11 protein-coding genes and 3 pseudogenes are annotated in these 13,678 nt (G+C 67.1%); 4 read left to right on the plus strand and 10 right to left on the minus strand.

What is annotated here, in order from left to right; all coding sequences use genetic code 11:
* Positions 1-19 precede the first annotated feature (19 nt).
* The 9 genes and pseudogenes from OR16_RS12490 to OR16_RS12525 form a co-directional block, all read right to left on the minus strand.
* On the minus strand, positions 20-787 hold the full coding sequence (locus tag OR16_RS12490; protein ID WP_043419493.1) for an SDR family oxidoreductase: 768 nt from the start codon (positions 785-787) through the stop codon (positions 20-22).
* A 348-nt stretch (positions 788-1,135) separates the two neighbouring features.
* Positions 1,136-1,744, minus strand: a pseudogene (locus OR16_RS45650) (ABC transporter substrate-binding protein); the annotation flags it as partial.
* A gap of 228 nt (positions 1,745-1,972) precedes the next feature.
* Positions 1,973-2,508 (minus strand): annotated as a pseudogene (locus tag OR16_RS12500) (DUF1269 domain-containing protein).
* 74 nt (positions 2,509-2,582) lie between these two features.
* On the minus strand, positions 2,583-2,747 hold the full coding sequence (locus OR16_RS44025; RefSeq protein ID WP_158001347.1) for a hypothetical protein: 165 nt from the start codon (positions 2,745-2,747) through the stop codon (positions 2,583-2,585).
* Positions 2,748-2,760: 13 nt separating this feature from the next.
* Positions 2,761-4,184, minus strand: a pseudogene (locus OR16_RS12505) (acetate kinase).
* 136 nt (positions 4,185-4,320) lie between these two features.
* The gene (locus OR16_RS44525; RefSeq protein ID WP_192816427.1) at positions 4,321-5,691 is read right to left on the minus strand and encodes a hypothetical protein; all 1,371 of its coding nucleotides are present in this window, start codon (positions 5,689-5,691) and stop codon (positions 4,321-4,323) included.
* Complete coding sequence (locus tag OR16_RS12515; RefSeq protein ID WP_006158330.1) at positions 5,603-6,298, minus strand: C39 family peptidase; 696 nt, start codon at positions 6,296-6,298, stop codon at positions 5,603-5,605. Before OR16_RS12515 ends, OR16_RS44525 begins: the two co-directional genes overlap by 89 nt.
* Positions 6,295-6,750, minus strand: a complete 456-nt coding sequence (locus OR16_RS12520) for a hypothetical protein (RefSeq protein WP_043419497.1) — start codon at positions 6,748-6,750, stop codon at positions 6,295-6,297. Before OR16_RS12520 ends, OR16_RS12515 begins: the two co-directional genes overlap by 4 nt.
* Before the next feature lie 187 nt (positions 6,751-6,937).
* Positions 6,938-8,365 (minus strand): hypothetical protein, encoded by a 1,428-nt coding sequence (locus OR16_RS12525; protein WP_006158332.1) that lies wholly within the window; start codon positions 8,363-8,365, stop codon positions 6,938-6,940.
* Positions 8,366-9,028: 663 nt separating this feature from the next.
* Between OR16_RS12525 and OR16_RS12530 the strand changes: the two genes are divergently transcribed.
* From OR16_RS12530 to OR16_RS12545, 4 genes are read left to right on the plus strand one after another with little or no spacing between them, the layout of a single operon-like run.
* Positions 9,029-9,808 carry a GntR family transcriptional regulator gene (locus tag OR16_RS12530; protein ID WP_006158333.1) on the plus strand — a complete coding sequence of 260 codons (780 nt, stop codon included), beginning with the start codon at positions 9,029-9,031 and terminating at the stop codon, positions 9,806-9,808.
* Positions 9,809-9,858: 50 nt separating this feature from the next.
* The gene (locus tag OR16_RS12535) at positions 9,859-10,881 is read left to right on the plus strand and encodes a Bug family tripartite tricarboxylate transporter substrate binding protein (RefSeq protein ID WP_043419503.1); all 1,023 of its coding nucleotides are present in this window, start codon (positions 9,859-9,861) and stop codon (positions 10,879-10,881) included.
* Positions 10,878-12,185: a 3-isopropylmalate dehydratase large subunit gene (locus tag OR16_RS12540; protein WP_006158335.1), complete on the plus strand. Its 1,308-nt coding sequence runs from the start codon at positions 10,878-10,880 to the stop codon at positions 12,183-12,185. The genes OR16_RS12535 and OR16_RS12540 overlap by 4 nt, the downstream gene beginning before the upstream one ends.
* The gene (locus tag OR16_RS12545; RefSeq protein WP_043419505.1) at positions 12,182-12,694 is read left to right on the plus strand and encodes a 3-isopropylmalate dehydratase; all 513 of its coding nucleotides are present in this window, start codon (positions 12,182-12,184) and stop codon (positions 12,692-12,694) included. Before OR16_RS12540 ends, OR16_RS12545 begins: the two co-directional genes overlap by 4 nt.
* Before the next feature lie 28 nt (positions 12,695-12,722).
* Here the strand turns inward: OR16_RS12545 and OR16_RS12550 are convergent, their stop codons facing one another.
* On the minus strand, positions 12,723-13,430 hold the full coding sequence (locus tag OR16_RS12550; RefSeq protein WP_006158337.1) for a phosphoribosyltransferase: 708 nt from the start codon (positions 13,428-13,430) through the stop codon (positions 12,723-12,725).
* Between the last annotated feature and the right edge of the window lie 248 nt (positions 13,431-13,678).

Here is a 13,678-nt window from a genome sequence, read left to right on the forward strand (position 1 = left end):
CTGTACCGCTACCCCTGCTTCAGAAATGCGCCAGATACCCGCCATCCACCGCCAGAACATGCCCGGTAATATAGGAAGCCGCCCCGGAAGCCAGGAAAACAACCGCCCCCGCTATCTCTTCCGGCTGCCCCCACCTCCCGAGCGCGGTCCTCTGCCGCAACCACGCGGCCACATCAGCGTCATCCACCATCGGCTGATTAGGCTCGGTAGCAAAATACCCGGGTGCCACCGCGTTCACAGTCACCCCATCGCGCCCAAGATCGGCCGCCATGGCACGCGTCAGCGCATCGAGCCCACCCTTGGTAGCGGGATAAAGCACATCGTTGGCACGCGCCACCTGCCCCGCAATCGAGCTGACATTGACGATGCGCCCGTAGCGCCCGCGCCGCATCAGTTGCGCCGCGTGGCGGCACAAGGCGTAAGGCGCCACCAGGTTGGTCTCCAGCATCTCGCGCAGGTCCGCGGCGTCCAGGTGCGCCATATTGCTGCGGTTGCGCGCGCCGGCGTTGTTGACCAGGATATCCAGGCGGCCATGGGTGGCATCGATGCGGGCGAAAGCGGCATCGACCGCCGCCGCGTCGGTGACATCGAGCACCAGCGGCTCCGCGCTGCCACCGGCGCTGGCCAGCAAGGCAACGGCGGCCTGCACGCGCTCGGCATTGCGCGCGGCGACGATGACGTGTGCGCCGGCTTGCGCCAGCCCGGCGGCAATCGCCTGGCCCAGGCCTTGCGCGCCGCCGGTGACCAGTGCCACGCGGCTTTCGAGGGAAAAAGGTAGGGTAGCCATGTGGCGACTATACCGCAGCGTGCTTAGCGGATCAGCTTGCCAGTGGACGACACGATCGACATTTCGACGAACGACGAGCCCGTATGCCGCGTCGGGCTGTAGCTGATCAGGATGCCGCCGAGGTCGAAGTCGCGCAGGCCCTCCAGCGCGCCAACCAGCCGCTCGCGCGTCGGATCTGGCCCGGCCCGGCGCAGGCCCTCGACCAGCACCTTGGCCGACATGAAGCCTTCCATGCCGGCATTGCTCGGGTCCACGCCTTGCTGCCGTGCCAGGCTGCGGTACTCGCTGGCGATGCTCATCTGGCCGGAGTTGGTGCCCCGGCACCACCTGCGTGATGATCAGGCCGTGCGCGTCCTCGCCCAGCTCCTTGATAAAGGAGTCGGCGGCGTTATTGGACAGCGTGACGAACTGCGCCTGGCTGCCGCCGCGGCGCAGTTCCTTGATCAGGCGCGCCGCCTCGGAGCCGGAGCCAATGACCAGCACCGCTTGCGGGTTGGCCTTGTTGATGGCGGCGACACCGGCCTGGATATCGCCCATCGGGCGCGCAAACGAGGCGCTGGCCGCCGGCTGCACGCCACGCGCCTGCAGCGCGGTGCTGTAGCCCTCAAACACGTCCCGGCCAAAGCCGTCGTTGGCGTAGAAGATGGCGATGCGGGTCATGCCCGAGGTGGCGAGATGGTTGATTGCGCGGGCCACCTCGTCCTGGTACTTGGCGCGCACGTTGAACACGTAGCGGCTGACCGGGCGGTGCAGGGTGATAGCGCCGGTCAGCGGCGCCACCAGCGGGATCTTCTCGGCGTTGATGATGGGCAGGATGCTTTCGTTCTGCGGCGTGCCGCGTACCATGAAGAGCGCGAACACCTTGTCTTCCTGGATCAGCTTGCGCACGTTGTCAGGCGTGCGCTTGGCGTCGAAGCCGTCGTCGTACGTCACCAGCTCGATGCGCCGCCCTCCCACGCCGCCATTGGCATTGACCGTTTTTTTGCTTTGTGATGCGCGCCACGGATGGGCGCGGCGACACGCAAATTACCTCAAAGCGATGCCATTCGGCAAATCGCTGTTGCAAACGCGGCTCAGGAGGGGAAATAGCGGGCGCCAGCCCACCGGGGCAGGCGGCCCTCAGGCCGCCGAGCCTCGGCGTGGCAATGTGACGGCCTGCCCATCAGGGCAAGCCCGGGGGAGAACTCAGGGAAAGGCAGGGATGGCGGGATCCAGCCCGGCAAAGCGGGCTTCCGGGTGGGCCGATTGCAGCAGCGCTTCGATTTCCTCGATGCGGCCACGCGGCACATCCACCATCAGCAGGATCTTGCCTTCCTCGATGTCTTTCTCGAAGGTCTTGTGCCGGCTGTTTGGCGCGGAGCAGCCGATCATGCTGGACGCCCAGGCGCCGAATGCCGCGCCAAGCACCGCCAGCACGCCTACCAGGCCCCATTGCGGGGTCTCGCTGACAATCGGGAACATGGCCACCAGCGCGCCCGCCACGATGCCGATGCCGCCGCCCACCATCAGCCCCATCTCGGCGGCATGCACGATGTCGGAAGTCTGGAACAGGTTGGCTTCGTGCAGGCCGCTCATGTCGGCGCCATCGCGCGCGATAAAGTGGATGTGACTGTTCTCGATGCGCGCCAGCAGCAGTTCTCGATGCGCGCCAGCAGCAGGTCGTCCATGGTGCGGCGGGCGCTCGCCAGATCGGGCAACAACCAGAAGATACGTTTGCGCATGACTCTCTCCTCGCTTCTGGCCATGTCAGGCCGTTTCGGACTTTCCCGGCAGCGGTGTGCATGCGGAGTCGCCTTCACGCATCCATGCCAAGCCAGATGGTGGAGATGGTGGAGGTGCATCCGTATCCGCCCTGGGGACGGGTTTTTTCATTTGTACGCCAGTCGTGGAGTAAGCGCAAGGCGATGAAGCCGGCGTGCGCGCCGCGCATCACCTTGCGTTTCCAGCAACCATTTTCCACGTGCGAACGGTCCTCAGAAAGTGATTGGCAAGCGCAGCGTGACCTGCAGGTCCGGCGCAGGTCCGGCGTGTCCCGCGTCAGCCCGGCACCCACCGACAGGTTCAGCGTGTAGCGGCTGTTGAAACGGTACGAATAGCCCACCAGCAAGGTACCCTGGGTAATGCGCACCGAGCCCGGCACGGTCTGGCCGTTCTGCTTGGTCGGCCAGATGATGCTCTGGTCGTAGCCGATACTGAACGACGCATGCTCGTTGAGCGACAGGCCCATGCCGAAATTGAAGCCGAAGATGTCGCCCGGCGCGATCTTGCCCAGGGACTCCTGCTGTCCGTTGAGCACGGTACGGCTGACATTGTCGCGCGAGAAATTGTGCAGGTAGCTGAAGGTGCCGAAGAACACCGCCGGGTCGGTGGGCAGCAGCCACGTGACGCCGGGCTGCACCGCCTGGAAGCCGGTGCCGGTCGGCAGCCCGAGCGGCAGGCCGGTACCGGTGGTATTGCCCACGCAGCGCGTCACACAATCGGTGACCACATCGAAGGGGCTCTTGCCGGTGGCGGACTTGTAGCGCAGCCAGCCGATGAAGTACGGCAGCTTCTCGTTGCCGTAGTTGATCTGGTAGCGCACGGTCGCTTCCACGTCACCCAGGCCTCTTCCGCTCGAATTGAAGACGTTGTCGACCGCGGTGCCGGTGAAGATCTCGCGGCTGACCGTGGAGCCGGAGGCCTGCACGTAGGGCACCTTGGCTTCGATCTCCAGGCGCTTGGTGAGGCCGTAGCGGAAGGCAACAGCCTCGACGTAGGTCGAGGTCTTGACCTCGCGCACGTCGACCAGGCCGATCAGGATGGCGGGGATGATCGTGTAGCCGACCAGCGCCACGCGGTTGTTGGACGAATACCCGTACTGGAAGCTCGGCTCGACCACGATCTTGCCCGCGGGCGTGAGCACGCCGGGCTGGTCGAAGATCGGCGCGATCGCCGGCGGGGTGGTACTGGCTTCGGGCGGCTTGCCCACCGGCTGCTCGTCGCCGGCCTGCGCCACCGCTGGCGCATCGCTGGCTTGCGCCACGCCGCCTTGCGGCACGTTGGAGGTGTTGGGCAACTGTTGCGTGCCGGCCGAGCCGGCGGCGGCGGCCGCGGCATTGGTTGCCGTGTCGCCCGGGGTCACGCCCGTGCCTGGCGCGCGCTGGCCACCGCGCTTTCTGGCCAGCACGTCGTCCCCAAGCACACTGCGCAACTCGCGGATGGTGGCCTCCTGCTCCGCCATCGACCGCTTCATCGCCTCCAGCGCGGCGGCCTGCTCGGTGACCTCTCGCTTCAGGGCATCCAGCCTTGCCGCGGTGGGTCCATCATCGGGCGGGGTCTGCGCTTGCGCCAGCCCGCCAAGTAAAAACAAAGTCGAGCACCCAGCCTGCCGGATGCCGCGCAGCGACCTTTTCGTCATTTCGCCTTCCTCCCCCGGACGGCGGACTGCTTCGTGCAGGAGTCCGCAACCTGCTTAACGCATACTGCCCCTCGTGTCGCACTTGTTTCCTACTACCCAATCACTGCCAACCACAGCCGTTCGTCTAGTCTCTTGCCTACCTTCGGCTGGCGGAATTCAGTAATGCGTTGCTCAATGCCAGGCCGGCCATCTCGGAGCGGAATGCTTGCAAGGTGTTAACCCCTGCATTGATGGTCACCAGGCTCTGTATCGACTGGTTGTTCAGCGTGTTCTGGATCACCGTTGCCGGCGACCCGGCCAGCGCGCTGGCCGCGACGCTGTTTCCAGGTCCGTTCTGTATCAGGTTAAGCACACCATTGCTCGTCACGGCCGCGCTGGCCGCCGCGATCGCGGAAGCAGGCAAGCTGGTCACCGACGTGCCAGGCGTGCCGGCCGCACTGGCGCTGGCGCCCGTGCTGCTACTGCTGGCACCGGTGCTGCTGCTGCCGTTGGCCCCGGTAACGGGGTTGGAGGCCAATGCGTTGCTCACGGCCGCGCCTGCCGCTGCACCCGAACCGGCGGCCACACCGAGCGCCGCGGCCAGCCGCGTTGCCTGGTCAGCCGTGATGCGGCTCACGTCTGGAATGGTAATGCTGGTTGCCACCACCAGCGCACCGTTGATGATCACCGCGCGTTCGATACCGAACGAAACTTGCAGGCCTCCCACGTCGAAGCCGCCGCGCAAGTCATCCAGGCGATCCTGTGCAACCGGCTTCCAGCTCGCCATGGTGCTGCGGGCCGCATGCACGCGCGGCGCATCGGCTTGCGCCCGGACGGTGGACGGCGTTGTCGAGATTCCATCGTCCATCGTCTCCGGCGCCGGACGGGCAGCCGCGGCAAAACCGCCGCGAAGATCTTGCAGGCGCTCCTGCACGACCGGTTTCCAACCCGTAGCGCTGTCGTGCTGTGCGAGCACGCGGGGGCTTTCGGCGGCGGGCGCTTCAGAGCTGGGGCCGGATTTCGCACCGGAAGCGGCGCCAGATGTGGCCTTGACGATGGCATCCTTGCTTGCCAACAGATCTGCCAGAGGGTCGCCCTGGCCATCCGCCAGAGGTTGATCTGCCAACGGCTGATCGGCTTGTACTTGCGTGCTGGGTTCCGTGCTGGATTGTTGCTGGGCCGGGTTCCAGCCGGCCATGCTGCCGAGTGCGGCAGCCAGGTAAGGATTGCTGGATTCCGCCTGCCGGGCGGGCGCGTTCAGGCTCGCGGCGTCGGCCGCATCGTGCGTGTCGAGCGCCTCCAGCCCCGTGCCTTCGTCTGCCCGGACCTGCCCGGCACAGGCAAGGCCCGCCCCGAGCAGCACGACCGCGGTGGCCGAGCCGGCTCCGCTGCGTCGATTCGGCCCGGGCTTTGAGGATGTCTGGAACATGTTTCGTTCCTTAGAAGTCGCTACCGCCATGCGAAGGCATGACAGTGAAGAACAGACTATCCCGATTGATGCCCATCGAATAAGGGCCGGTTGGCGCAACGCGCCAGTCGGCCGCCAGGTTGAAGCGCGCGGCGTCCTCGCGATTGTGGATGACGAACAGCAACTGGCTGTCCCAGATCGCTTCGAAGTGCTCGCGCGAGAGCGCGCGCGTGCCCAGCGCCGGATCGCCGACCAGCACGCGGTTGCCATGCACGCCCTTGACCACGACAAAGTGGTGGTAGCCGTTCTCGACTACCAGCACGATGGCCGGTATCTGGGTTTCCTCGAGCTTGGACAAGGGCAGCTCATAGCCGTCGGCAAGAAAGCCGCGCGACTCCAGGAAGCGCTTCATGTCCAGCAATGAGAACCCTTCCTGCCTGATCTTGGCCTGGTCGCCGTTGACGTACATGTTCTGGAACACCGTCTGCTCGTTGACGGGATAGCCATACTGGTATGTGAGCAGCGTAGCCACGGCGGCGGACCCGCAGCTGAAATCGTATTGCTGGCGGATCGTGGTCTTGTACCGAGCCTCCTTGAGGCTGGTGACGCGCACGTTGTAGTAGTTCCCGCCATCGCCGGGCACATTGACGTAGTCTGCCCATGCCACGGACATGCCGGCCGAAGCCAGCAACACCGCGGCCTGCAGAAGCAGCTTGCGCAGCATCATGGCTTGAACTGGACGTTGATGATGGTGGCGTTCTGGATCAGCACGTTGGAGCCCGTGTTCTGGATGACGGTGGGCAAACCCGCGGCACTGGCGAAGGAGCCGTCGGCAATGGCGTTGGAGCCACTGAGCACGTGATTGGCGGTGTTGTCTGCCACGGTGCCGCTCAAGCGCATATCGTTGACAACCAGCTCTGAACCACCGCGGATATCATCCAGCTTGTTGCTCGCGACCGGCTTGCCAAAGCCGGCAAAGGCGCCGCGCTGGCCAGCATCCGCCACGGCGGCGGGCGTTTGATCCGGGACCGTCGCACTGTCGTGCATAGCGGATCCGGCGTTGACCGCAGGCACTGCGGCAGATGGCCCGACGGGCTGCGGTTCGGCACGGGCTTGCAGGCCAGGCCAAACCAGGATTGCTGTCGTTATCGCAGTGACAGCGAAGCGGACCGATCGCATGTTGGTGTCTCCTTCAGCCTCACGCACGCCGTCCCCATCCTGGCGGCCACGAGAGACGAGTGGACTCGTCGTCGAATGGGCATCCCGGACACGCCGGAATGCCCTAAGTTGCCGGAGTCAAGCCGTGCCGGCGGGACGTGCGCGCGGGCCATCCACCCGCTACGCACGCCGCCACCGCGCACTTGCCTTACTTGCCGACCGCCAGGTTGGCCTGGACGTTGACGCTTTGTTGCACCAGCGAAGCGAAACCGCTGTTCTGATTGGCGATCATGATGCCCGCTGCCGACTGACCGACGCTGGTCATGGTGTTGGACATGTTGAAGGTGCCAGCATTGACAGAGTTGCTGCCGCCAGCGCCGCCGGCTCCGCCGACTGCGCCATTGCCGGTACCACCGGTGCCGCCCATGCCTACGCCACCCGCGCCACCGGCGCCGGAAGTTGCGCCAACCGCACCGTTGCCGGCCGTTGCGCTGCCATTGCTGGCCATGGTGGAAGCACCGCCATTGGTAGCGCTGCCGCCTGCGCCGCCGTTACCGGCCACGCTAGCTTGGGCACCACCCGCGCCGCCCGTGCCGGTGGCTGCGCCGGCAGTAGAGGTCGCTGCGCCGCCGGTACCCGCGCCGCCTGCACCGCCGGTGCCGCCCGCGGCACCGCCGGTAGCCACGGCTGTGCCAGCGCCACTGGAGCCGCCGGCGCCACCCGATGCCGATGCGCCGCCGCCGGTCCCGGTAGCCGTACCGGCACTGCCATTGCCGCCGCTGCCATTATTGCCCCTGGCTCTGCTGCTGCCGCCAACGCCAACGCTTGCCGCAAGCGCGCCACCGCCGTCGCTATCGGCGCTGCCGCCCTTGCCGCCACTACCCGTCTTTGCCGCGCCAAGCGCGCCGCCGCCGTCACTGTAGACACCGCCGCCCTTGCCACCCAGGCCAGCACTACCAGCCAGCGAATCGCCGCCAGAGGCCCTGACATTACCGCCGTCACCGCCCCAGCCAATGGCCTTGCCGCCATTGCCGCCGTCTCCGGCGCTGGCGCTGCCGTTGGAGGCAGAGCCAGCGGTGGCACTGCCGTTGGTAGCCGAGCCGCCGCTGCCGCCGTTGCCGCCATTGCCGCTATTGCCGCCATTGCCACCGGTGCCGCCCCTGCCCGTACCGCCATAACCGGCGCCGCCCTTGCCACCGGCGCCACCATTGGCGTTGCCATAGTTCGTGGCGACGTTGCCGATGTTGCCGATCGAAATGCCGCTCACCGTGCCTTCCAGCTTGCTGACTGCAATCGCCTTGCTGGAATTGAAGGAGTTGCTGAAGTTGGCGGTGGCCGTGCTGCCGTTGTTGGCGCCAGCATTGCCGTAGCCATCGTCGAAGGTGACCTTGCCCTTGTTATCGGCGTTGGTCTTGGTGGTGGTCTTGGTGCTTACCCTGGTGTGAGTGCTGGAGTCCTGCCACGCCGTGGAATTCTCGTTTGCCGCAGCGCCGCTGCCAGACTGGGTTGAAGTTGCAGTGGCGGTTTGCGTGTTGCTGCCATCTGTTTTGCTATTGTTGTTCGTCGGATTGGCCCAGGCCTGACCGCCAGCCCCAAGGGCTAAAGCAATCGCCGACGCAAGTAAGGTCTTTTTCATACAAAGCTCCCAGGAGGATGTCACAGCGGCTCAGCCTCGCTCCGGCGCTCGGGGGGAACGCCGGCTAAAAGGCTCAGGTCCGGCATTTCGCCAAACCAGCCTCTCATTGCGCATAATCGGTGCCAGGAAGCCGGTCAAATCCTGAAATCCCTTGAAACACAAGGGCTACAAAGCCATCAAATCGGCCTTTCTCTAGCTTCCTGAGGACGGGCGCGGGCGCCGCCGCTGTGAACCGCACGCGGCATGTCACACGGCTGTGACACGGTCGGACGCACCGCATGGCCGGGCTCTCCCCGAGGGGGCCGAAAATCCCCTGCTATCAGGCCCTTAGCGAGGTTCCTAAGGAAAACCCTTGGCCGCAAGCGCTGTATCGCAAGTGAAACATGCCCGGCTGCCGGTGCACTGGTCGCCGCTCGCGGCGGGTCTCAGCCCTTCGCCTGACAGCCAGCCGTTGCGGTCCGGCACGGCATGCGTTGCCCAGCCGAGCGGCGGCTTCAATGTATGGAGATTGCGCTGCATGCTGCCTATGCAGTGCACGCACGCAGCGCCTTCACAACGTTTAAGTCGTCAATAAGACATATATGGCAACATGACTAGGCTCTATGTCTGATTTAAAGTACATTAAGGCTAATTCAAACCTGTCGCCCATTCACAAGGGAAACCATGAGTGAAGCCGTCGTTCCCCTGTATCACCAGATTTACGTGGTACTACGCCAACAGATCGTGGAAGGCCGTTTTGGCCAAGGCCCCTTACCCGGTGAAATCGACCTTGCCAAGCAGTTTCACGCCTCGCGCGTGACCATGCGGCGCGTCTTCGATCGCCTGGTGCAGGAGGGTCTGGTGCGCCGTCACCGTGGCCTTGGCACCTTCGTCAACCCGCACCCGATCAAGCCGGTCATGCTGGGCGACCGGCCTGGCAGCCTGCTCGACAACATCATCGACATGGGGCAGAAGACCTCGGTCAAGGTGATCTCGATCGACGATGTCCATGCGACCCCGGAAGTCGCCGAAGCGCTTGGCCTACAGCCGGGCGACCCGGTGGTCAAGGTGGTCCGCGTGCGCCACTACGGCAGCCGCCCGCTCTCGCACATCACCGCCTATCTGCCGGCCGACCTGGGCCGCGGGCTCAATCGCAAGGATCTCGAGATCACGCCGATGCTGCGCCTGCTCGAGGGCGCCGGCGTGCAGCTTGGACGCGCCAGCCAGACGCTCTCGGCCCGGCTGGCCGATGTCGTGGTGGCGCCTTTGCTGGACGTGCCGGTGGGTGGCGCGCTGCTGGCCGTGCGCCGCGTGGTGCTGGACAAGGCCGGCCGCCCGGTGCAGTTCCTGCTCGGCCAATACCGGCCGGACCGCTACGAGTACCGCATGGAACTCTCTCCCGCCGGCGGCGACAGCGCCAACGTGTGGGTGGAGAGCGAAGCACGAACGGGGCTGCGCGAGTAAGAAAAGCAAGCGATACTGCACGCTCACGATCTTCCTGGAAGGAAACCGCGATGCCTGCTCCCCGCATGGGCCGTTCCCACGCGCCCACACGCCACTCGCGCCGCAAGGCAATGCGCGGGCTGCTCTGCGCCGCCGCCAGCCTTGGCTTGCTCACGCAGGCGCCACCGGCGCGCGCCCAGGTGGCCGCCGGCAAACCCATCCGCATCCTGGTGGGGGCGCCCGCCGGGGGCACCACGGACACGCTGGCGCGCACCATCGCCCAGGAGATGTCCCGGGAGCTGGACCAGCCCGTGCTGGTGGAAAACCGCCCGGGTGCCGGTGGCAATATCGCCGCCGACCTGGTCGCCAAGAGCGCACCTGACGGCACCACCTTGCTGATGAGCTTCACCAGCCACACCATCAACGCCACGCTGTACAAGAAGCTGCCGTTCGACCCGGTCCAGGATTTCACGCCGATCACGCTGGTGGCCAACGTCCCCAGCGTGCTGGTTGCCACCCCGAGCCTGCCCGCGAATAACATCCCGGAGTTAATCCAGCTGGCCAAGAGCAAGCCCGGCAAGCTGAATTTTGCGATCGGCTCGGTGGGCTCGTCGGTGCACCTGGCCGGCGACATGTTCAAGATGATGACGGGCACCTACATCGTCAACATCCCTTACAAGGGCACCGCGCCGGCCATCACCGACCTGCTCTCGGGCCATGTCGACCTGATGTTCGCCAGCACCTTCAACGTGCTCCCGCACGTCAGGGCCGGCAAGCTCAAGGTGCTTGGCGTAACCAGCCCGGCGCCGCTGCCGCAATTCCCGGGCGTGGCGCCGATCGGCGCCACCGTCAAGGGGTTCGAGTCCAGCGCGTGGTTCGGCCTGTTCGGCCCCGCTGGCCTGCCACCGGACGTCTTGCAGGCGCTATACCAGGCTGCCCGCAAGGGCCTTGAAACGCCCACGGTGCGCAAGCGCCTGGAGCTGGACGGCGCGCAGCCGGTCGGCAATTCGCCAGATGCCTTTGCCGCCTTCGTGCGCAATGACATCAAGCGCTGGGCCAAGGTGGTCAAGTACTCCGGAGCCACGCCGGAATGAGACCCCTTGCCGGGCCCGCCCACAGGCCGGCCACGTTGGCGCAAAAGCTGGTGGCCCGGGCTGCCGGCCTCGATACGGTCACGCCGGGCGCCATCGTGACGTGCCGGGTGGACCTGGCCATGTCGCACGACTCCAGCGGCCCGCGCCGGGTGGCGCCGCTGCTGCGCGAGCTGGGCGCCAAGGTGTGGGACCCGGAGCGCTATGTGGTGGTGACCGACCACTACCTGCCCGCGGCCGATCCCGAGGCCGAGGCCATCGTGCGCTTCACCCGCGACTGGGTCCGCGAGGCGCGCCTGCCCCACTTCATCGATGGCGAAGGGATCTGCCACGTGGTATTGCCCGAGCACGGCCACGTGCTGCCGGGGCGTTTCATCGTGGGCGGCGACAGCCACAGCCCCACCGGCGGTGCGTTTGGGGCCTATATGTTCGGCATCGGCGCGACCGAGATGGCGGGCGTGCTGGCCACCGGCGAGATCTGGTTGCGCGTGCCGCATACCATCCGCCTGCAATGGGACGGCAAGCTCGCGGCCGGGGTTTGCGCCAAGGACATCATGCTGTTCCTGTGCGGCCGGCTGGGCCTGGACGGCGGCCGCTACGAAGCCATCGAATACACCGGCGAGGCCGTGAAGGCGCTGCCCATGCAGGAACGCATGACACTGACCAACATGAGCGCCGAGCTTGGCGCGCAGACCGGCCTGATCGCGCCTGACGCCACCACGCTGGCCTGGCTGGCGCAGGCCGGCGTGCCCGCCGCGACGCTCGACGCCATCGCGCTCTCGCACTGGCGCACCGAGCCCGGCGCGGCCGTGCTGGCAAGCCACCGCTTCGATGCGGCCGCGCTGGCGCCGCAGGTGGCCGCGCCGCACTCGCCGGCCAACACCGGCCCTGTCGATGAGGCCGCCGGCCAGCGCGTGGACATCGCCTACCTGGGTGCCTGCACCGGCGCCAAGCTGGAGGACCTGCGCATGGCAGCCAGCGTGCTGCGCGGCCGGCGGGTTGCGCCCGGCGTGAGCCTGCAGGTAGCGCCCGCCTCGCTGCGCGACCAGCGCCAGGCCGAGAGCGAGGGCACGCTGGCCATCCTGCTGGATGCCGGGGCGCAATTGCTGCCCAATGCGTGCAATGCGTGCGCGGGCTATGGCCCATCCCGCTTCCCCACCGACAGCCGCGCCATCGCCTCGACCGCGCGCAATTTCGCCGGCCGCATGGGCGGCAGCGGCAGCGCGGTCTGGCTGGCTTCGCCGCTGACCGTGGCGGCGTCCGCCGTCACCGGCAGCATCACCGACCCGCGCGGGTTGCTGTCATGAGCCCAGCCCCCGTCCATCCTCTGCCTGGCGGCCGTATCTGGTGCTTTGGCGACAACGTCGATACCGACCAGATGGCGCCCGGCGCCTACATGAAGGGGGGTGTCGAAGAGATTGCCCGCCACTGCCTGGCCGGGCTGCGCCCCGAGTTTCCGGCCATGGTGCGCCCCGGCGACCTGCTGGTAGCCGGGCGTAATTTTGGCGCGGGCTCTTCGCGCGAGCAGGCGCCGCAGGCGCTGCGCCATCTCGGCCTGGCCGCGGTGATCGCGCCGTCTTTCGCCGGGCTGTTCTATCGCAACGCGATCAATCTGGGCCTGCCGGTGCTGGTCTGTCCCGATGCCGCGCGCCTGGTGGATGGCGCGGCGGCGCGGCTCGAGCTCGAGCAAGCTTGCCTGGTGCTGCCCGATGGCAGCCGCGTGGCTTGCGAGCCGATCCCCGAATTCCTGCGTACGCTGCTGCGGGCCGGCGGGCTGGTGCCGCACCTCAAGGCCAGGCTGGCGGCGCGGCGCTAATGACGGCGACGCGGCCAGCGGCCCAGGCTCAAGCCGGGCGTCCGCATGCGCCCTGGCGCAGCAAGGCCATCACTTCGTCATCGGTGGTCTGCCTGAAATCCAGGTAGAAGGCGCCCACGGCGCCAAAGCTGGCTGGCACGTTCAGGCTGATCACCTCATCCGCCGACGCGCGCAGGCTGGCCTCGCCTTCCACGGAGGCGACCGGCACGGCTGCCACCACCCGCCTTGCCTGCGCCCGGCGCACACCCTCCAGCGCGGCGCGCATGGTTGCGCCGGTTGCCACGCCATCGTCCACCACGATCACGGTACGCCCAGCCATGGCCGGCACGGGCGCGCCACCACGATAGCGCTGCTGCCGGCGCCCGATCTCGTCGAGCTGGCGGCCGCGCTCGGCATCGAACGCACCGCTGTCACGCGCGCGGCGCGTCCAGGGATCGTCGTTTGCCACCGTCAGCGGCGCATTGCCGGCGCCGTCGCCTTCCACCACGGCGCCAAGCGCCAGCTCCGGATAGCCGGGGGCGCCGATCTTGCGGACCAGCAGGATATCGAGCCGTCCTTCCAGGATCCGCGCCACCTCGAAGGCCACCGGCACACCGCCACGCGGCAGTGCCAGCACCAGTGGCGCTTCGCCCGCCGCGGCGGCGCCAAAACCGAGTTCCGCCAGGTGCCGGCCAAGAAAGATCCCGGCTTCGCGGCGATCGGCAAAGCACGGCGGCAATGGCGGGAAGCGGGACATGGCAGGCTCCTGCAGTGGGTCGGTCGGGCCGTGGCAGGCCAGTGCCGGGGCTGCGCCGGCACGCGCTCATGGCAGCGCGGCGCGCACGTGCCCTAGCCAAATATAGACGGATAAGGCCGGCGAATCGAGGTGGGGAAAGGGAATCCGGAAAGGAATGCGCGATGAGGCGGCTAAGGCACCGCTCATGCCCGATGCGCGCGCCACGTGCAGCCGGCGCCCCGGCCGGCGCGCCATTGGAGACGATCGCG

This window comes from Cupriavidus basilensis OR16 (genome assembly GCF_000243095.1).
Classification (GTDB): Bacteria; Pseudomonadota; Gammaproteobacteria; order Burkholderiales; family Burkholderiaceae; genus Cupriavidus; species Cupriavidus basilensis_D.